The sequence below is a fragment of the Brevibacillus sp. SYP-B805 genome, assembly GCF_011059135.1.
In the GTDB taxonomy this organism is placed as follows: Bacteria; Bacillota; Bacilli; order Brevibacillales; family Brevibacillaceae; genus Brevibacillus_F.
In genome coordinates this window covers 190,128-209,374 of sequence record NZ_JAALGD010000006.1, presented here as the reverse complement: position 1 = coordinate 209,374, position 19,247 = coordinate 190,128, and the positions used below count along the sequence as shown (strand labels likewise).

Annotated in this window: 28 protein-coding genes; all 28 read right to left on the bottom strand. The window is 52.1% G+C overall.

Annotation, left to right across the window (positions count from 1 at the left end):
• Positions 1 to 20 precede the first annotated feature (20 nt).
• Positions 21 to 323, bottom strand: a complete 303-nt coding sequence (locus G3578_RS10165; protein WP_165211718.1) for a hypothetical protein — start codon at positions 321 to 323, stop codon at positions 21 to 23.
• 15 nt (positions 324 to 338) lie between these two features.
• Positions 339 to 602: a hemolysin XhlA family protein gene (locus G3578_RS10160; RefSeq protein ID WP_165212216.1), complete on the bottom strand. Its 264-nt coding sequence runs from the start codon at positions 600 to 602 to the stop codon at positions 339 to 341.
• Between the two features lie 13 nt (positions 603 to 615).
• Positions 616 to 852: a hypothetical protein gene (locus G3578_RS10155; RefSeq protein ID WP_165212214.1), complete on the bottom strand. Its 237-nt coding sequence runs from the start codon at positions 850 to 852 to the stop codon at positions 616 to 618.
• Positions 852 to 1,268, bottom strand: coding sequence for a hypothetical protein (locus G3578_RS10150; RefSeq protein WP_165212212.1), 417 nt, complete (start codon positions 1,266 to 1,268; stop codon positions 852 to 854). Before G3578_RS10150 ends, G3578_RS10155 begins: the two co-directional genes overlap by 1 nt.
• Before the next feature lie 14 nt (positions 1,269 to 1,282).
• On the bottom strand, positions 1,283 to 1,870 hold the full coding sequence (locus G3578_RS10145) for a hypothetical protein (RefSeq protein WP_165212210.1): 588 nt from the start codon (positions 1,868 to 1,870) through the stop codon (positions 1,283 to 1,285).
• A gap of 15 nt (positions 1,871 to 1,885) precedes the next feature.
• Entirely contained in the window at positions 1,886 to 2,245 is a 360-nt protein-coding gene (locus tag G3578_RS10140) for a hypothetical protein (RefSeq protein ID WP_165212208.1), read from the bottom strand.
• A gap of 13 nt (positions 2,246 to 2,258) precedes the next feature.
• A complete protein-coding gene (locus G3578_RS10135; RefSeq protein WP_165212206.1) occupies positions 2,259 to 3,569 on the bottom strand; it encodes a putative phage tail protein in 1,311 nt (436 codons plus the stop codon).
• Between the two features lie 14 nt (positions 3,570 to 3,583).
• Complete coding sequence (locus tag G3578_RS10130; protein ID WP_165212204.1) at positions 3,584 to 3,970, bottom strand: phage tail fiber protein; 387 nt, start codon at positions 3,968 to 3,970, stop codon at positions 3,584 to 3,586.
• A gap of 12 nt (positions 3,971 to 3,982) precedes the next feature.
• Positions 3,983 to 5,056: a baseplate J/gp47 family protein gene (locus G3578_RS10125; RefSeq protein WP_346773991.1), complete on the bottom strand. Its 1,074-nt coding sequence runs from the start codon at positions 5,054 to 5,056 to the stop codon at positions 3,983 to 3,985.
• A 2-nt stretch (positions 5,057 to 5,058) separates the two neighbouring features.
• Positions 5,059 to 5,475: a DUF2634 domain-containing protein gene (locus tag G3578_RS10120; protein ID WP_165212202.1), complete on the bottom strand. Its 417-nt coding sequence runs from the start codon at positions 5,473 to 5,475 to the stop codon at positions 5,059 to 5,061.
• Complete coding sequence (locus G3578_RS10115; RefSeq protein WP_346773990.1) at positions 5,465 to 5,902, bottom strand: DUF2577 domain-containing protein; 438 nt, start codon at positions 5,900 to 5,902, stop codon at positions 5,465 to 5,467. The genes G3578_RS10120 and G3578_RS10115 overlap by 11 nt, the downstream gene beginning before the upstream one ends.
• A 7-nt stretch (positions 5,903 to 5,909) precedes the next feature.
• Positions 5,910 to 6,974, bottom strand: coding sequence for an XkdQ/YqbQ family protein (locus G3578_RS10110; RefSeq protein WP_165212200.1), 1,065 nt, complete (start codon positions 6,972 to 6,974; stop codon positions 5,910 to 5,912).
• On the bottom strand, positions 6,971 to 7,498 hold the full coding sequence (locus G3578_RS10105; protein WP_346773989.1) for a LysM peptidoglycan-binding domain-containing protein: 528 nt from the start codon (positions 7,496 to 7,498) through the stop codon (positions 6,971 to 6,973). Before G3578_RS10105 ends, G3578_RS10110 begins: the two co-directional genes overlap by 4 nt.
• 135 nt (positions 7,499 to 7,633) lie before the next feature.
• Positions 7,634 to 8,047, bottom strand: a complete 414-nt coding sequence (locus tag G3578_RS10100) for a TM2 domain-containing protein (protein ID WP_165212198.1) — start codon at positions 8,045 to 8,047, stop codon at positions 7,634 to 7,636.
• A 37-nt stretch (positions 8,048 to 8,084) separates the two neighbouring features.
• Complete coding sequence (locus G3578_RS10095; protein WP_165211715.1) at positions 8,085 to 9,536, bottom strand: hypothetical protein; 1,452 nt, start codon at positions 9,534 to 9,536, stop codon at positions 8,085 to 8,087.
• Between the two features lie 497 nt (positions 9,537 to 10,033).
• Positions 10,034 to 10,417, bottom strand: a complete 384-nt coding sequence (locus G3578_RS10090; protein WP_165212196.1) for a phage tail assembly chaperone — start codon at positions 10,415 to 10,417, stop codon at positions 10,034 to 10,036.
• 59 nt (positions 10,418 to 10,476) lie between these two features.
• Positions 10,477 to 10,917 carry a phage tail tube protein gene (locus G3578_RS10085; protein ID WP_165212194.1) on the bottom strand — a complete coding sequence of 147 codons (441 nt, stop codon included), beginning with the start codon at positions 10,915 to 10,917 and terminating at the stop codon, positions 10,477 to 10,479.
• 15 nt (positions 10,918 to 10,932) lie between these two features.
• The gene (locus tag G3578_RS10080) at positions 10,933 to 11,994 is read right to left on the bottom strand and encodes a phage tail sheath subtilisin-like domain-containing protein (RefSeq protein ID WP_165212192.1); all 1,062 of its coding nucleotides are present in this window, start codon (positions 11,992 to 11,994) and stop codon (positions 10,933 to 10,935) included.
• A gap of 56 nt (positions 11,995 to 12,050) precedes the next feature.
• On the bottom strand, positions 12,051 to 12,506 hold the full coding sequence (locus G3578_RS10075) for a hypothetical protein (protein ID WP_165212190.1): 456 nt from the start codon (positions 12,504 to 12,506) through the stop codon (positions 12,051 to 12,053).
• A gap of 13 nt (positions 12,507 to 12,519) precedes the next feature.
• Entirely contained in the window at positions 12,520 to 12,924 is a 405-nt protein-coding gene (locus G3578_RS10070) for an HK97 gp10 family phage protein (protein WP_165212188.1), read from the bottom strand.
• The gene (locus tag G3578_RS10065; RefSeq protein ID WP_165212186.1) at positions 12,924 to 13,268 is read right to left on the bottom strand and encodes a hypothetical protein; all 345 of its coding nucleotides are present in this window, start codon (positions 13,266 to 13,268) and stop codon (positions 12,924 to 12,926) included. Before G3578_RS10065 ends, G3578_RS10070 begins: the two co-directional genes overlap by 1 nt.
• On the bottom strand, positions 13,265 to 13,660 hold the full coding sequence (locus G3578_RS10060; RefSeq protein ID WP_165212184.1) for a hypothetical protein: 396 nt from the start codon (positions 13,658 to 13,660) through the stop codon (positions 13,265 to 13,267). The genes G3578_RS10065 and G3578_RS10060 overlap by 4 nt, the downstream gene beginning before the upstream one ends.
• A 19-nt stretch (positions 13,661 to 13,679) precedes the next feature.
• A complete protein-coding gene (locus G3578_RS10055) occupies positions 13,680 to 13,913 on the bottom strand; it encodes a hypothetical protein (RefSeq protein ID WP_165212182.1) in 234 nt (77 codons plus the stop codon).
• A gap of 59 nt (positions 13,914 to 13,972) precedes the next feature.
• Entirely contained in the window at positions 13,973 to 15,067 is a 1,095-nt protein-coding gene (locus G3578_RS10050; RefSeq protein WP_165212180.1) for an SU10 major capsid protein, read from the bottom strand.
• A 59-nt stretch (positions 15,068 to 15,126) separates the two neighbouring features.
• Positions 15,127 to 15,840 (bottom strand): phage scaffolding protein, encoded by a 714-nt coding sequence (locus G3578_RS10045; protein ID WP_165212178.1) that lies wholly within the window; start codon positions 15,838 to 15,840, stop codon positions 15,127 to 15,129.
• A gap of 85 nt (positions 15,841 to 15,925) precedes the next feature.
• Complete coding sequence (locus G3578_RS10040; RefSeq protein WP_165212176.1) at positions 15,926 to 16,858, bottom strand: phage minor capsid protein; 933 nt, start codon at positions 16,856 to 16,858, stop codon at positions 15,926 to 15,928.
• Entirely contained in the window at positions 16,858 to 18,390 is a 1,533-nt protein-coding gene (locus G3578_RS10035; protein WP_241254553.1) for a phage portal protein, read from the bottom strand. The genes G3578_RS10040 and G3578_RS10035 overlap by 1 nt, the downstream gene beginning before the upstream one ends.
• Positions 18,374 to 19,246 carry an LAGLIDADG family homing endonuclease gene (locus tag G3578_RS10030; protein WP_165212172.1) on the bottom strand — a complete coding sequence of 291 codons (873 nt, stop codon included), beginning with the start codon at positions 19,244 to 19,246 and terminating at the stop codon, positions 18,374 to 18,376. Before G3578_RS10030 ends, G3578_RS10035 begins: the two co-directional genes overlap by 17 nt.
• Position 19,247: the final 1 nt, after the last annotated feature.

Here is a 19,247-nt window from a genome sequence, read left to right as displayed (position 1 = left end):
ACGGATTCGGCGTCAGAAAATCAGATTGGACTCTCAGATCCACGATTGTCTTCCTCCTCTCGCGTGGACTCGGGATCTTTGCCGCGATTGAATATCGGGAGCTTCCCAATGCCTGCCACGACATTACGTCCGAAATACCCGCCAAGGATTACGAGCATCCCATACGAGTACGCCGCGAAGAAATCGACGTCTACGGACTTTAACGTGTCAGCCCGGAGCTTCCCGATGAAAATCCACGTTACATAGAAGTATCCTACGGCGAAGAGTATCGCGAGGACGTCCGTTATTGATAGACCATCATTGTCGTTCCAGAACGTTTTCATCGCGTTCCCTCCGTTCTACTTCGTCAGAAAATAGATCAGGATGGAAACGATAAACGTCGTCCCCATCCCGATAATCGCGCCCCACTTGCGACGGTCATCCGCTTTCATCTCGGCGATGTCGCGGGCGTTTTCCTGCGCGAGAGCCAGCGCTTCCCTTGCGCGTTCGTTCGCGCTGTCTGCCGTGGCCTTTACGTCCGCCATTTGGTCGAGTTTCGTCTCGATGCGGACCATGCGCTCGCGAACGTCCTGGACGAGCGCACGCAAATCTTCCGTCATCATACGTCACCTCTCGTTAGACACTCGTAGGGATGAGCGCAATGGTGTCGTCATACTCCGTTTGGTTGATCCATCCTTGACCGAGCGCGTAGTCGATTTCTGAGCGGAGAAACCGTGTTGCTGCGTACTCTTTTACCGGTGGATGATATTCCTCCGGGATGCCCTTGTATCCATCGCGCGCCGTGAAGCGTTCGTTGCCGTACAGGTAGATATTCCGCGCGTAAATTCCGACTTTAAACGTGAGTACAGCCATTACGCAACACCTCCGGACAACGCCTCGTCGATATATTCAACGAGTCCCTGTAAATCAGCGTTCGTAGACGCAAGCTGCTCGCGGAGCCTTGCGTTTTCCGATTGAAGCGCTGCGATCTGCTCCTCCATCGTTTCCTTGCGTTCCTCTTCTTCACGCTGGATCGGCGTGAGGTCCCATACGATTTTTTCCGTAACGGGATCGACGTGGTACGCGTATTGAGCGAACTTTTCACGGTCTTGCCCGAAAGGAATGCGGAGGCAGCCGACAGTTTCCGGTTTGCGACCGGAGAGTACCGTGTAAGTGGCGAAATCTTCTTCCGTTGTGGTTTCGCGGACGTCTCCTGCCAACTCACCGGTATCAATCAACACGTTACCGGTTGATTTATCAAAATAGATTTTTCGTCCAAACTTGTTCATAATGATCCCCCTTTTTAACCGAATGCAACCCATCTCACAGATCCGATCATCGGGCATATTAATTGAAAACCAGTATTATTTACATAGCCCCCATTATCGCTTACGTTTTTGATAGATATTATCTGGTTGCCTGTGTGTTGCCTATAGGTGGTTGAGCTGAACAACTCACAATACGTGACTGTTTGGACATTCGAATCTGTGCTCTCTATGATGATTATTTTTGGCTTAAAACTGAGGCTGTTAACTGTTACGAATCCGTATGGATTTACAGAGTTTGCTGTGCCGCTAGCGCTATTCAAAGGATTAAGGGAGCCAAGAACACCGAATATATTCACTCCGTTTTTAATATTCGCCGCGATTAAATCTGCATCCCCAAGAACTGTAATATCTCCGTCATAGATCCCCGCCTGCAATACTTGGCTCGCGGTTCCCGGCGTAATCGTCTGCGCCGACGTCGCGCGTACCGGCAGCGTCCCGACCTTATCGTTACCGTCCGCGTTACTAAACGTTTTTCCCGCGCGAACGTCGCTAGGTTGCGCGTCCCCTACGAGTTTCTTTCCAACGCCGATTCCGTGCGCCCGGAGTACATTCGTAATATCCATCCGTTCACCTCCCGATTAGCTTACCGCTGGCACCGCGTCGATTACGTTGCCGTCCGTATCGTATGTCAGCGTCCAGGTTATCGTTTTAATTACCGTTGCCCCCGATGCGTCATAAAAGCGCCAGGTGTCCGTTGTGTAGTTCGGGGATGTACCACCACTAAGCGTTGACTTCATATACAGTGTGCCGTCACCGCGCTTATAGTTGACCACCGTATAGATGCCTTTCGCATCTTTCGAGGTAACATCGATTTGCCTCCGGTAGTTCCCGAGCGCGGCGTCAATTGCCGCGAAGTTCTCGTTGAACTCTAGGCGGCTCACTTGATCCGTACCGGCCCACGTATGGAGGCCGAGATGCGTCGTTGTGTACGTACTCAACCTGCTTCACTCCTTAGAAGGTTGATGTTTCGAATTGATCCCACGACTTTGTTTCCGCTGTATTGAATGTAACCACCGCAGCGTCCAAATCGAGCCAATATAGTGATCCGAACGTGAAGGTCACCGCCAAGTGCGCCGGTACCACATCGCGAACAATCGCCTTGAACTCGTCGAGGTTTGGCGGAATCCCATTCGTGCCGACTCCGTTTATGATGATCTCGTAGTTCGCGGGGTTCTCTGTAATCTCCACGTTGTAATAGGTGCGCGCGAGATTGTACAGCATGTCGAGCGTGGTTGTTCCGGTCGCGCGCTGCCTCGCCTTGATCGCGGCCCGCCGTTGCTCGATTGTTTTCGTGTAATCCGTGGGGATTCCGTAAATCTTTTCCCACCGATCGAGCCCGTGCATGGCATAATCGACGAAGAACTGGTCGAGCACCGATTGGATTTCCGCGTTCAGCACCTGCAGTTCCCCGGCCTCGCGCTCGATCAAGTTTTCAACGACGGCCGAATCGGAGTAATATTTCGGCAAGTAATCGCGCATATCTCGGGCGATATTTCGCTTGAACGCGTAAACAGAACCGTCTGTTGTGACTTCGATGGTCGCGCCTGCCGTTCCGATCTCGACGCGAACAGCAGTCCCGGAAGTGGTAAACGTTACGGCCGCCGATCCTTGTCCGTTGAAGATCCCGATTTCGTCCCACGTGAACTGATCCATCGTGTCCCATACGAATAGGTCCGTGCGGTCGAACGTATTACCCGTCACGTAATCTGTGTACGGATATTGCGCGGCAATTGCCTGTGCAGTTGCCAAGTCTACGTTTGTTGGTAATGCGTCATATTGTGCTTGCGAGATTTTATAGACGCGGAAGGAATCTACGTTAAACTTGGCACCGGTTGTGCCATTGTGCAAAGCCCTTGGGTAAAAGTACGATACTCCGGGCGTTGTTACTGCCGTTACTTGCCACGCCCGAATGATCGGCACAAATTGCCCTGTTGTTGTAGCCGAGTAACTGGAACTACTGGTGGATGTAACACTTTTTACAACTTGTGTGACACCGCTGGTGAAGGCTGACATGTAAACGGCTGAAGCGAGGTTTTCACTATACAAATCAGCAATAGCAATGTAATATTCTCCAACGGCGGGGTATATGCGCTTTGGAGCTTGAGGGTCTACGGTAGTTGTAGTTGAACTTTTAGCCACCTTAATGCTATTGTTTCCGTTTGTTTTTCTCGTACTATCTAGCGCCGCTGTCCCGCCTGTGTAGGTGAATTTGCTTGTATCCTCACATTTACCGTCAGTTCCTAGCAGGTTGGTAAGACCCAAACTTCATCACCTCGCTAGCTCACTGTCACGGTCAGATAGCCGCGCGGCACCTTGAACTGGCCGCCTGCCGGGATCGTTTTGCTCGCGCTCCATTGTCCGTGAATCAGAAGGTTCCCGCCGGTGAGTGCGTCGTAAATCCCGTAATGGGTAATCGTGCCCCAATCCGTCGTAGAGATCGGAAAGAGGATGTCGGCGCTGTTCTGCGTCGTCCCGTTCACCGGCACGTCAAAACCGATTTGCTGGCGCGCATAAGCCCCGCCGGTCACTTCGTTACCCACGCCCGCATCCGTTGGGTCAGACGTGAACAACGCGAGATAGACCTGAGCTGGGGGCGTAAAGGCCATGCCGTTCAAGAGAATTTTGAGGATAAGTTCCTCCGTATAGTTACTTGCTGCGGACATTTATTGCCCTCCTTATGTCAGCGTCACGGTGCCCTTTACTGCAACCTGACCGTCAGGCACCACAATATTGCCCGTTCCGCCGTTGATCGTAAGGCTCGCGTAATCAATGACGCCCTCCGTATCGAGAATAATGTTCGCGATCCGGGAAAGGCGCACCGGTTCATCTTTAAACGCGATGGACTTGAGGTACTCGACAATCCTGGTCTCAATCGTCGGCTTCACGCCAGCCGCCGTGTATCCGCTTTTAAGCGTTAGAGTCGCGGATACATTGATCGGCAGTTCAACCGCGCCTTCCACCGTTACCGTCGCGCCGATTGGTCGAACCGATTCGATATATGCGGCCACGTCGTCAATGACCGTTTGGGGCGGTGGCGTTCGTTCCGAGTCGATGATGACGACCTTTACTGTGCCGTTCCCGTTCCATAACGGGTACACTTTCGCGTCGCCCACGCCCGGACGTTCGAGCGCCCATTGGCGGTAGGCCGCGGCGTTTCCGCTCGTTGCTGGTTTTCTCACGCGATCAAGATACCTCCCTAACAAATCCTCGTCGGACTCAGCGTCAATGCCCCCGTCAAACGGCTGCGGATTCGTTACGGAGGTGATTCCGGTGATATTACCGGACGTAAGCACGATTTTGCCTGCGGGGACATTTCCGGCCACTCCGCCTTCTTTCGCTTGGGCCGCGAGTGTGAGTGTTCCGTTCGTGATCGTCCCGTCCGAGGTGGTTACGAAATAGACCGGGTTCTCCTCCTGCGTGGAGAGTTCAAGGCCGACCGGAATATACGTGCCGTCCGTGCCCGTAAAGGTAACGGAGCCAACCGCTTTGACCGCTGGCTTGCGCGTGATCCCGAACTCAGCCGCGCGCCGTTCGAGGTACTCGCCGTATGCCGATTGGGTTCCGTCCAGTTTCAGCACGAATCCTTTATCGAGCACCGCGTCCAACTCCGAGTAAACCATTTCGAGTTCAATCGCGGCGGGCCCGAGCAAATCGTACGTAACGGAGCCTTCGCGCTTATCAATATCGGAGCGACTTGCGTCAAGCATCCGTTGGTGAATCGCTTCCTTCGTTTGGTTTTCGTATGCCACGTTTACACCGTCACCTCCTCGCGTAACGTGCCTTCCGCTGTGTCAACGAAAAAAGAGACGAACAGGCCGTCTCCTTCTCGTGAAATATCGAAATTGTAAACGCGCTGAATCCGGTCATCGATCATGAGGGCCTCGGTGATCACGCGCGGTATTTCCGCGTTCAAGAGTTCAATCGGAAGATCCTGGCCGATGAGGTCTTCGAGTTCGCATCCGTATTCGTGCGAAACCCCGTAAATTGGAAAGCGGAATCTCGCCGTCATAATTGCCTTCCGAATGAACTGGCGCACCGCCGACTCCCCATCGATGAGGCCGCCGACCTCGCCCGTTTCAAAATCGAGCGCATACGTCTTGGACGGCTGCACCTGCGGCGTGACGATGGTCGCGCGTTCCTCCGGTGGTTTTAACGGACTAAGAGCCATCGGAATACCTCACCACCCTGTCGAGTATCACGTACGTTTGCCCTTCGTTCATCGACGCGACAAGCACCCGATCGCCCTCTTTCAACACGTCCTCAAATTTCAATTCGAGATACTCCGTTCTGAAGTAGAGGTCGCCCTCCGAATCGTGATCGGTGGGCTTCGGGTTCATATCGCCAACATCACGCGATGTCCCTTCGTCATGCGTGATCGTGACAATTCGGGTGTGTCGCGTCAGGTGCTCCGCGACGATAAGATCGTCCGCTTCAAGTTCAATCGGCCAGTTATCGATTTTGACCTTCAAGTTCGGAGGAACGGATGTAACCGTAGCAAGATAGAGCTTGTCGAAATCGTTATATCCGACATCTTTAATCCACTGTTCTAATTGGCTTATTCCGGTCCCCTCATATCGCTCCAAATTTCTCGGCACGATTGAATCACTCCCCGAACTTTTCTATTTCTTTCAATACGTCAGATAGGTTCGATTTTTCATCGCCCACCTTTTTCGTCTTCCGGTCACCTGGCTCTTCGTATTCCAAGGCAGGTAAATCGTCGGTAGCGCTCAATGTCAGGCTCATCGTATGAACACCGTTCTGGAACGTATGCCTGTCAGCCGTGATGTAGTAACCTCCTATTATTCCCGTCATTTGCTCGCGAGCGTATATTGCAGTACCTGCTGTCACTGAATCATCACCGATAGCTTCAATAGTTGCCTCGTCGTCGATCGTGCCAAGGTCTTTAAGAAGTTGCTGCGCGAGTTGTTGCACCTGTGACGAAGTTGCGTCAGACTCCGCTCGTTCGAGATGTTGCATGATTCCGTAGCGCTGGATCAGAGTGTCGTTTTTCACGACTGCAATAACCGGATTTTTTTCTTCGTCTCCTCCGATTACCTTAACTTGCGTCCGCATTTCCTCGATCGACTGCGAATAGGACGCATCCAAAATGTTTCGCCCGTTTTCGAGTACGACCCTGACGATCTGTTCCTTACGCGGCGAGAGTTGGATCCGACCTTCTTTCGAGGAAATAAAATAGCGCCTCCCCGTCTGTTTTCTTGTGACGGTAAGCGCCGTAACCATCATATCCCACAAGGTTTTTTCATGGAGGATTAATTTTGGAATGACATATCCGGTATCAACGATGGTACCTGTAGGAATCCCAAAATCTGAACAAAGTCGTTTAATGATCGCACTCGCGGTCATATTTGCGAATTTTCGTGTGTCCTGGTTCTTCACAAGATAGATGTTCTCGTCGTATGCTACGACGTCCATATCCCCGCGCGCGTTGATGTTGAATGAAAATACGGGTCCTCGGAACAACTCACGATCGTCATTGACTAGTCTTAATTCCTTCCCGTGCTCGATCCGTGTTAATTGTGTCCTCCCATCCCGAGTATTTTTGAGCGAGACTTCGAGTTTACGAAATGGTTGTCGCGTTTCGCCCGACCAAGTAATGGACGTAATACCGAGAAGAGGCTTGCCGTCGTACACAACTTCAATGCTCATAGCACTAGCACCTGCCCCGGTTTAATCGTGTTCGGATCGGGGCCAATGGTCGTTTTATTTTTCGCATAGAGGTCACGTGCCGTCGTGCCGTAACGGAGCGCGATTTTCGTAAGAGTATCGCCAGATTTCACGGTATACGTGTTCGGTTTTTCTCTCGTATCTGGGCGCGTTGTGGTTGTGAATACCTTCGCCGTCCCCCCAGATACTTCTACACGTCTTGTGTCAAGCGCGACGTATTCTTTAAGATTGATCTCGTAATAGATTTCACCGGGATTTCCTGCGCGTTCCGGTTCATACTGGAAGTCTCGGATTGTTACGAGGTAGTTGATCGGGGTTCCCGTAATTGTCAGACGGATCGGTTTACGGGCGAGCATTGCGTTTTCAATGCGTGCAACTGCGCTCCATGGGTCCGGTAGTTCTTCGTATTCGCAGTATGTCGGATTGTACTCTTTCGGAAAGAATGACGAAAAAGAAAAATCTCGGAGTCGTGCGTCACCGATAACGGTGTACTCTCCGAGATTCACAACGTTTACTTCTTCGTATGTGTGCGAAGTGTTAATGCGGATAGTTTCCGGATTTACCGGAAGTTGCAATCGCGCACCGTCGAATGTTAACCAGAATTGAATGGGGTTGGAGATGGCGAATCACCTCCGGTAAGTTTATTGGCTTAAGGACTGTACCTTCTTGATTACCGAAAATTCAATGTCATTGTTGAGTTCGTCGATACGTCTGCCGATTAGGAATAAATCGACAAGCAGCCACAGGCCGATAGGAATAAACGAAATGAAAAAACCTGCTACCCAAACCAGGATCATGAGTACCCCTATCCCCGGATTACGAGCGTAAAACCTGTGCGCACCGAAGAACCCAAGAAAAATCAGTAGTAAGTAAGCAGCCAGTTTAGATTTTCTGAGTCTATCCAGTTGAGAATTGACAATCAACTGCTGTTCGACAGTGAGATTTTGACGTGCGTTTATAATGCCTGTTTGGATACCTTTTTCGGAATTGATGTACTCCTCATCGTAATCCAAGTCAAACTGGCGTCGGATTTTTTCAGAACGATCTACTTCCATGAAAAGAACCCCCACGCATTTTTCTTGATATTACCATTTAAGGGGTTCTATGAGCAAGCGCTTGTCGCACGATGGCCTTAGCCAAAAGATCGACTACTTTCGGATCGGTTACATCGCCACCTGCAGCATGGATATGGATTTCTCCGATAGAGATACCACCGCTAGAACCGTCATTATTGCGGTATGCCTCCGCTTCATCTCGCGGAAGAACCATTTCGCCTTTGTGGAGGCGTGCGGTATACCCATCGTACGGCACTTCGTCTAAGCCGTGATAGTGACTCGGCGTGTACCACCAACTCACTATTCGGTCCCAAACGGATTGTTCAGGTGCTGCAGAAAAACTCGATTCACCTTTAAAAACCGGCGTTTTTGACGGGTCCTCGCCCATCTGTTTCATTGCCTCGATTTTATCTTGCAATTTCGTTAGAGGGTGATCTTCAGGGCGAAGTCGTATCCCCTCCATAATGCCGCTGACAAGACCTTCACCTATAGCTTTACCTGCATCAAAAGCAACGCTAGTGATTTTTGGAGTCATGTCGCGGATGAGGTTGGTTAACTTATTGGACAGCCACTCACTCGCTTCTTGTAGTTTCTGACGACCGCCTGCGTTCATCCACTTTTCGAACGCTTCCATGATGTTTCCGAACACGAAATCAATCTTGGCGAAGATGTCCATTTTGTCAAAACGCGGATCGTTTAAAGCACGTTCTATTGCGTCTTGGAGTCCATTAAAAAGGGATGCAAGTCCTTTCCCAATATTCGCAAGGAGTTCGGAACCGATCTTCATAAGTTTATTCATGGCAGGACTGTTCAGAAACTTATTAAATTCTTTTAATGCAGGCTTTATCGCGTTGAGTGCTTCTGTGCCCATCTTTGCCCACGCGAGATTCAGTTTATCAGTGGCTTGTGTCCATTGAGCAAATCCCGTATCGTCGATGTCTTTCAGAAATTTCTCGGTAAGGCCCATCTTGTTGAGAAGTTTATCAAGCGCGATTAGTTGATCGTCGAAATCGAGTGCTTTTATTTGGTTCAATATCTTTCGCGGAATGTTAAACCGTTCCGCCAAACTTGTGGCATCCCCGCTTAACAACTCGCGAATTGCGAATCCGGCACCTTCCATCCCTTGATCTGGCTCTTTCATCGCGAGTCGTTCCGAAAGGGCCATGAGCTTTTCAAGCCGGTTCAGGTCTTTCGTCACAGGCAAGAAAGATTTGCCGACGGATAAGAAATCCTGCTCGCTGAAAATAGACTCAGCTGCGCGTTTTTGTAGGAAATTAAAGAATTTGTCCGCTTTCTTTTGGTCTTGCATAAGTCCGTGAATTGTTACAATCTCCATCTCGCGTTTGCCTGCTTCCTTTACCGACGAATAGAAGGCGGACAATGCGGTTTTCGCAAAATCAATGGACATACTAAGCCCGGCAAAAGCAGTTTTAAACGCTGCAATCGCAGGAAGGGCAACCGCAAGTCCTGCAATTAACCTACCTTTCATTGAGACAAATCCCCCGAGTGCGTCCGCAGAAGCAGATGTCTCAGACGCAATCTGACTCGTCGAGTTTCGGAATCGATTCGCTCCGTTTGTGGCCTTTCGGACCTCCGATGCGAACCGGCCGAGCGAATCCCGGAGGCGTCCATTTGCATCGCGAAAATATCCCGTTGCCTTCGTAACTCTTTCTGTAGCTGCGTTTAATTGCTCTACTTGACGAGTAACCCGCCGGAGTTTATCTGTAGCTTGGTCCTGGATTCGTATACGCGCGACTAGATCAAATGCCAATTATCTTCCCCCTCCCTTCACCCGACGTCTAACACGTTGTTGCTCCGCTTTTCGTTCCAGTTTCTTGCGTTCTTCTTCCTCCTTCATGAGTTGGATCTCCATACTCTTATACATGAACCGTTTCCAACGCACAGGAAGATTGTACACTTCATGTGGCGGGAGGCCGTGGCGTTGAAAGATGACATGAAGCATAAACGCCTCTCCGCCCGCCTCAATTAGTTTTTTATTTCTTCGGAATCGTCGTCGTCGAATCCCGACAGCGAAAGAATCTCGTTAGACAACTTCGCGATTTCACCAGCCAAGAGCGCTTTCTTCACGCAGTCCGCAGCGTCGGATGCTTTGTATTTTTCGAGAGCGCGCGGATCGCTAAAGTTAGGGTCAACACATCCCTCGGCTACGATCAGCATGTTCATTTTTTGGTCGTCGACTACTTTAGTTCGATTCTTTCCCTTACCGTCATACCATGTCGACCTCTCCTGAATCCGAGTCAGAGTATCTCCATCGATGGCCTTGACGGTAAAATGAACGCCTAAACGTTTAATATACACTTGTTTTTCGAGGTTTACGTTTGCACCGAGTAACGCCTGTAATGCGTCCATCTATGAATCATCCTCCATGGTTATTTTCGAAGTAAAAAGGGCGACGCGTGTCGCCCAGATTATTGCTCGTGGATTACATCAAGAAATTCGAACCCAGAAAAAGTAAAAGGCAGTTCCTCTTCGACGATGGAACCTGCCTGAAAGTTCATCAGTGGAATGGTATCGAATTGTACTCCCTTCAATCGAACACGATACGCACCGTAGGAATCAGGATCGTCCAGTTTCAGGACTAGCTCAGTCACAAAAGGTTTTCCCCGATCTTTGGCAACTTGGCTAATGGCTTCGACAAGATCAGTAGTCACCTTGTACCCGCTAATTGTCCCAGTCCCGGTCAATGAAGTTACCTTGTGACCAGTCCAACGCGTTCCTGACCGACGGATTTCTTCTTTCCCCACTTCGACTGAAGCCTCGGCGTGATTGAAATTCGTCAACCACTTCCCGTCCATCCATACCTCGCCAAAATCGCCATAGATAGTACGAGTTGGATCAAGAACTCCCATCTATTCTCACCGCCCTTACACGTTAATGGTCAGGAAGATACGTTCCATGCTGTCGATTTCAACGTAGGAAATCAGCAGATAGACCGAATCTCCGATGGATTCGTATTGCGGGTCGAGCGTAACGACCGGATCGGCCAAAACGTTCGCGTTCTCCAACCGTTCCAGGTACGCTTTCACGGCCGAGATGAGCGCCGCTTGACCATCGGCGTTGTTGTCGAGTTTACCGATGTAGTTGTCGGCCGCAGTCATCGTGATATCCGTCGAAATCGCCTGGCGAGCGCTGATCGTCCGGATTTTCTTCTTGCTCGTGGTCAGCCCTTGCTCGACCTTGACCTTCACGCCATCGTGAACGAGAACGAGCGAGCCCGCTTCCAGCGCCGACTTGATCTGCGAACTGGTCAGCCGCTTGCTCACGTCTTCCAACGGAACCTGCGCGTACGTGATCGAACGGTTTATCGGAGTGCCCGCGACGAGCCCCGCGATATAGGCCGCATACTCAGCGGACGTGTACGTGTTGGCCCCGAGCTTGCCGCCCTCGATCAAGTTGATTACGTAGTCGTCCGCATACATGATCGAGCGCGCGTTACCGATAGCCGGATCGGCATCGTCCGTTGCGCTGCCGCCGAACACGACGAAGAAGTGCTTGCCCTCGTCGCGGTTTCGTTTCACCCACGCAAACGCTTCGTCAAGTTGGCCGGACACTTCGCCGTCGAACACGAACACGTTGAACGGGCGCGCGTCGAACGCTTCGAACGCCTCGGCATACGCTTCATCCTCGGTCACATCCACGCCATCGATCGTCGGGAGCGTGTAAACGAGAACCTCTTTCGCTCCGCCCTGGAGCGCAAGCTTCACCGATTGGATGTTCGCAGCCCCGAAAAGGTCGTTCGCTTGCTTTTCGGTTTCCACCGTGTAGAACTGTTTCGCGGTCGCTGTGCCCGCGTATTGTTTCAGCGGGATCGCAACGATACCGCGCGGCCCGCCCTTAATTTGCGCCGCGGCAGCTTCAACGAAGTTGATATACAGGCCGGGACGCGTTGGTAAAGAGGTGGGGTCCCACCGACCGCCTGTTGCCATCTATGAATCACTCCTCGTAGGAAAATAAAAAGCGCCGAAGCGTTGAGCCTCAGCGCCTAAAGCGGCACGCGAATCGTATTGCGATAGTACACGTGCCATATCTTCTCGTATTCTTCTTGCGTCCGTGCCTCGCGAACCTCCGTCTGCAACACGCCGATGCACGCCGAAAGGCCGCTCTCGGTCTTGAATGGTGCACCGAAGTTGAATCCGTTGACGCGAATGTAACGCTGCGTCCCCGCAATCGGAATCGCCGTCTTCCCGTCCATGACCTTTCGCGAGATCGCGTCCATTTTCGTTGTCACAGCCAGCGCGTCAGCACCGTACGCGACGATCTGATACGCGCGGTCAATCCGGTAGTGGTATCGCGTCTCCGACTCGAAATCGTTGGTGATCGCGCGGACAACGAGGTTCGCTGCGACCGGCTGCGTCGGCACATCGTACTTGACCTGTGCGCCGGGCACCACGGACGCAACGAAGGAGGCGACGGACGCCAACTCGTCTTGAAGCGACAAATCCGCTCACCTCCTAAAAACCGGCTTTTATCTCATCCTCGATCATATCGAGCCATTTCTTTTCGTTCTGTTCCGCGGGCACATCGAGGAACTTCGCGATCGTACCGGGTGTGGTCGGGTTCTTGATTTCGCCTTTTACCTCGTGGAGATAATAAGCGTAGTTGAACCGGCCCTTCCGCGAGTCCTCGATAGCCACCGCGCTAATCTCCCCGGTCAGGTCGAGGCCATCGCCTTCAATCTGCGTGTCGATCCCGCGTCGCAATGTCCCTTTGTCCAGCGGTGCGACATCGGTTGCCTCCCGCCGCCAATCGTCGAGTGCGTCGTGGAGGCCCCGTTTGGCTCCGCGCGCGATCGCTTCGGTCGCTCCGTCTAGGGCGCGTATAAACTTCGTTACATCGAGTTCGAAATCGCGTGCCATTACACGTTCACCACCGTCAGCAACGCCTTACCGTTCAGTCCCCGCTTGATTTCGATTGATATGGGCGTATAGGTTCTGACGTTGCCATTCTCGTCGGTAAACGTAATGGTGTCGTTCATTCCGATATTCGGAGACTTATCGAAGTAAATCTGCGCGACAGAAACGACCTCTTGCGATTGGGCACCGTGGACTCCCGAGCCTGCCGACATCGAGCGAACGAGTTTCGTGCCCTCTTGCACGCGGCAACGGAGCGTATACGGGGTCCCCGCAATCGGTCGGTCCCATTCGTCGGTTCCGCTGGCGGGCGTGATTGTGACCGTTTGTTTCAACGGGATCAGGCTCATAACACCGACCACCCAACGTTCCGGCGCGATAATTTCGACAAGCCAGCGTTCGCGGGGTCCACCGAGATCAAATCGAGCGCCGTCTGCGGGATCAATTGCGCGAGCTCCCTCGGACCGTCCCGAAATGTAAACGAGGCCACCCCGGATAACGTAATCGATTGAACGCCGCGCTGCGCCTGGACCATCGTGTCGCTGTACCGCGCCGCGAACGCCGCTGCGGTCTCGTACACGGCCTCGTCCGGAATCGTATACGTCGGATACCTCGTGTAGAGCGTGCGCGACGCAACGTTTAGGAACCGTTGCTTCCTATCGGGGTCAGAATCCGTCCAATCTTCGTTATCGAGGACGTTCGCGCCGATATAAGCGTCGGCGTCCGTAATGTTCACCGCCACATGCGGTCACCTCCGTTCGTCACTTTCCGGAGGATTTACGCGGTGCTTTCGCTGCAGGGGCGGGTTCCTCCGTTTTTGGTTTCGGCTCGGCGGCCGGTTGCTTTGGTTCATCAACGCGGACAGCATCGATGAGAGCGTCGAGGACCGCAATTTCTTTCGGGTCCTCCGTTACGTAACGCCCGTTGCGGAACTTCCGATGCTGTCCATCTACGTAGAAACCAAGTTCTACGTAACGGGATTTATATTCAGCCACGTAATCACCTCAATAGAAATGCCCGCAATCAAACGACTGCGGGCGCTTATTGTTCAGTATTAGGACAGACCTTTCAGACGGCCGTGAGCTTTTTCTTGACGGAACTCGAAGGTGTACTCACCGACGATCATACCAGTCGTGTAGTCACCTTTTTGGCCGAGGAAGGTGTGCCCGAACTCACGAGATTGCAGAGGCTTGATAGCCATGCGGTTCACGTCAACGAGGAACAGTTCGTCCGGAGCCAGGTTGTTATTCAGTACGATTTCGAACTGGCCGAAATCGGTTACGAACATATCAACGGTTTGACCGCGGGTGTTCTCTGCGCGAGTCAGTTGGATTTTGTTCGCATCCAAGGCGCTCAATGCGCGTTTTTGTTTCGCGCCGACCATGATTTTGTAGTCGCCGCCGGAAGCAAACCCGCCTTTTTCGTAGATGGATTGTGCCAGGTTATTGATCGCGTCTGCAGTCAGCGCACCGCCCACGTTGGTTACGTTTGTCACGATCATGGAGCGCAGACCGGCCATTTGACGGATTTGACCGTTCTCGTACTTTACGCCGTTGATCAACGCTTTTTCGAGTTGCAGCGCTACCTCCAGTTGTTTCTTTTGCTTCTCGTACTCGTACAGGTCGTCAATACCGTACTGAGTTACTGCTTGTGCAGTACCGGAGATTTCGATAGTGTCATCGAAGATTTGCGTCAGGTTCGATTTACGAACGCGCGCTTTATAGCGAGCGCCGCGAGCATCTGCGCCCTCTACGCCTTCCACGAACATTACTTCAACCTTCGCGCCGTTCGCGATAGCAGCAGCAGTAGTGCCAGCATAACCGCGAGTAACGGTCAGGGTTTTATTGGCTGTATCAACAGCAGTTACGAGCAGGAGTTCCTCACCGATTTTGATTACCTGGTTCGTGCGGAACGGCTCAACATCTGTTACTTTCAGCGCGGTATCGGACGCGGTCAAACCATCAGCATCGTCAACGGTGGATTCATCCGCGAACATTTCATCCTCGAACCATACATGCTCAACTTGAGTTACAGGCTGAGAGAAGCCGAGCAGGTTGATCAACGGAGTTTGGTGCGGATTCAGCAGCAGGATTTGATCAACTACAGATTCACGTTTACCGATAAGAGAAGCGTCATAAACTTTTGCCATTAGTTACTTTCCTCCTAAATTTTGAAATGAAAAAGACGACCCGCTATCGAGCCGTCTCATTACAAACCAAGTTCTTTTTTCAACTGTGCGTAGGCCATGCGGTCCTCGATCCGACCGGTTCTCCGCGCTTTTTCCGCCGCCTCTTTCAACAATTGCTCTGCGGTCTTTTGCGCGGTTCCATCCGGGTTAGGATTCGAAGGGCCGCCGACTGTTTTCGGTTCCTTTTTCGCTTGCGCAAGCAGGAAGGGTTTATGTTGAACCAACGCCTCGACCGCCTCCTTGACGCCCTTAACGCCATCCTCATCGACCGTTACCGCGGATAGGTCGGCGAGTTTCAGCGCGTCGTCAATGTAAGCGACGTTCAGCGCGGTTGCAACCTTAATAAATTCGTTGACGATCTTCTCGCGTTTGATCGTTTCGCGAAGCTCCGTCAACTGCTGTTCGAGTGTTTGTTTTTCGGACGTTACCTTTTCGTAGTCCGCTTTGTAACGCTCAATCTCCGTCATTTCCGCGCGTTGCCGTTCCTCGCGCTCTTTCTCATACTCGGCGAGTTTCGCTTTAATGTCATCGTAGTCTGCAAATCGTTCGAGCTTCTTTCGTTCCCGTGCGATCCTTTCGAGAACAATACGGTCGACGTCCTCCTGGGTGAAAGTTTTTTCGTGAGCATCATTGACCTTCTCAGGAGTATCGCCTTTTTCTTTTCTGTACGTACCTTCTGTTCGCGCCAGTTGTTCGGCGCTAGTTACTTGCTCTTGTTGAATCGGTTCGCTCATTCGTTACCTCCACGTTTAAGGTCCGCGTAGACCGTAGATTTCCGACCGTTTTACGTCAGCTCGTAGGACAAGAGAAAAGCGCCGATCACTCGACGCCTTGGGGATTTCGTTTACCTGTCGCGATTGCCTTATCGCCCAATTCCGCTTGTCGTTCGGCTCGCGAACGAGCCGAATCCGGAAGTTTGGACGGGTCGCGTAATGGGGAAATTACGTGCCGGCAGTTTGGATGGAATATCTGATTCGTCGCGCGCAACTCCGCATATGTCGGATAGTTGCCGGGGGCGTCCGGCGAAAGTTTGATAATCCGCCCCTCATGATACCGACACGCGTCCGTTGCGCCATGACGTGAGATGATGCCGTAGAGGGCACCGCGTTGAATCGCTTCGTTGGTCGTAGCCTCGACGTGAGCCTCCCGCATCTTTGTACGAACGGCCATATCAACGTACACCTCGGGACGCCACCGACGGCCGGCCGCGTCAATGATCCCGGTATTCACGGAATCCCCGAGCTTCTTCCGAAGGCCATCGAGAATATCCCGGCTGATCGTGCGACGCCCGTTGACGCCGCGCGCCATATTCGCACGCATCGACTCGGCGGTTACCTGACGAACGGCCGCGCGGACCTTTCGTTCGACGTTCTGCGTCACCGCGAGGAGATCGCTTTGGGTGTCCGCGATCACCGCGTCGACCATCGCTTTGTTCATTCGGTTGAACTTCGCGATATTGCGGGCCTCCTCGATCGTTTCCGCGACACCTAGCGCGAAGATAGTCGCCGCCACTCCGTCGGTTGCCGCGATGGGTAGATTTCGTGTGACCCATTCCGTAGATGTCTCGTTAAGCTCCGCAAGAATACGTACGACTTCCGCCAAGGCCGCTGCGGTACTTGCGCGAGACATGTCCGTAATATCTAGGCGTTGGAGTTCGGCTGATATTTGATACATCGCTTTAGTGTACGCAGATACGAGTTTTTTGATCTCGTACTCGTAATTCGGGGCCGGGACCTCGCGAAAGTCGGCCATTAGCTATCGCTCCCCACACCGCCATTAAAAATGGACGAGTCGACGAATCCATTCGCCGTTTTCTCGTCCTCTTCAATCCGCGTCATAATCTCGCGGGCCTTATCGTCGTCCACTTCGTCCATGCGCTTGATTGCGCTTTGAACGTCTATCGTCGGCTTGCCGCCGGTGCGAATCTGCATAATCTCCGCGAGTTCTTTCTCATCGCGCGGGATCCCGTCTTTCCATGCGATTGTCGGATATACCGGTTCATATTTTGTGAAGCCCTCGACGCCTTCGTTGGCGAAGTTTTCGAGCTCCATTGCGGTCCACAACGCGTCACGGAACGCGCGGTCAACGTGTACGCGAATCCGCTTGATTTTCGAGAGGATCGGCATGAACCGCGCCTTGATCGCGACGCCATCGGTGTGTGACGTGCCTGTTCCGCCGCTATCGGGAGTCAACGTGGTCCCAAACAACCATTGCGGCGTTTCACTCATCTGGAACACGAGACCGATGAGGTAATCAAGCTCCTTGAACGCGCCGTCTAGCTGCGAATCCCACGTCATGTATCCGGGAGTTTGGTCGTCTTTTCCCACTGGAATATAACGGCCGGATATCCGGACGTTTATATCACCTAAATCGGGGCCGTAGGCCGTCGGGTCCGAATGTTTCCACAGGATGTAATCGATCTGCACGAGCCGGTCGTTAATCGCGGCCAACACGCTTTCCAGCTTCTCGATACCGCTGATTCCCTGCCAATCGTCGTCCGTTGTCTTATACGGAACGTGGAAAACCGGGATCCACGTCAGGCCCGTTTCGACGATATCGGAGTCGCGGTCGGTCTCCACCTGCTCGCCGATCGTAAACGTCTGGATCGGCGCGCCGTACGTATTGTCCACGTCTTTCGGTTGCAACCGATAGCGCTCGTACATGATAAAACCGGGAACGTGGCGCTCGACGTTCAGATACGGAATCTCATCGTTACGTGTCTCGACCCATTCGACCCATGCGATGTTCACCGCCTTGAACCGCTTGCGGGAGCCGCGTGAAAGCTCCGGGAACACGTACGAGGGGTCGACCGCCTCGATGATCGGTTCGGGTGCCGGGAGGTCGACGAGTGGCGTTCCGTTGTCATCCGTTGGGACCTCGGAGAAGTCACCGCGCCTGTCGTAGAAGACTTTGATCCACGCGTCACCTCGGATGCCCGCGCCAATGACGATCTCATGACCGATTTGATTTAAATCGTTCTCCTCGACTATCGAGTTGAGGCGTTGCTGTTGCGGCGAATCATCGGGCAGACCGGATTCGTAGCTGGGCGGCTCCCCAAACATCAGGTCGGCAGCTTTTGTTATGAGTACGTCGATGATATTGACTGCGATGTATAGCTTTTGTAACTGAGGGGCGTGCGGTGTCTCCTTGAGAAGTTCGGTAGCGCGTTCATAAACTTCGTACGGCTTTCCCTCGAATATTCGTCTACCTCGCTCGTATTTTGCTAGTCTTTCAATGGCATTAGCCGGAGGAAACTGCGCCCCCGTATCAAACAGCTTTCCCAACTTCATACCTCCTTTCTTGGCGAGCGTCACTTAAGACCTGTAACATTTTCTCTTTCTTTCGTTTCATCCCGAAAGCATCGTTTTGATACAACCACGCTGCGATCTTTGCGACGTCTTGTCTACGAGAAACCCTGTACTCGTAAACGCCAGCCCCTCTTTTATCAGCACTAATCTTGTTACCCCTGACGTTCAGTTCCTCCTCGAGGACTCTTTCAATTCCTTTGACAAAGTCTAGGGAACCGCTAACGATTCTGAATGATTGTGTGCGAGCCCCGTTGTCGGATCGAACACCTACAGAAATACTTCCGTCTCCGTCAAACACCCCTCGAATAAAGTCGTGGATAAACTGACGCGGAATGTTGGGAAATTTTATTGTAAGAGACTTGTTCGGAACAATCCCGTACCCCTCGAAGATTCCGGCTACTTCCTGATTGTAGAATGTTAGGGTGTACGTAGTTTTAGCGTTTTGGAATCCTGTTGGTATACGCACAAAGACTTTGTTTTTGTAACCGATCCTCTCTTTGACCCATTCGACCACATCAATATCGCACATGGTCAGTTTTAGTCCCCCATCCTTGGTCACGCACCCATCAGACGCCCACAGCCCTAAGATGTAAAAGAATTCAGGGGACTCTTGCTTGAAAAACTCCACATCGAAGTTAGTATTTCGTTTGAAATGTAGAGCCAATCCTTGTTTACTACTTCTCTTTCCAATCCCGTACTCTGACATTAACCTGCTGATGCTTCCATAACCACAACCACATAGCTTCGCGATCTCACCTATGCTTCTCCCTTGCTGAACATACAACTCTTCAAGTGTCTCTTTCGAAATTTTGTCGCGTAAAGTGACCTTCACT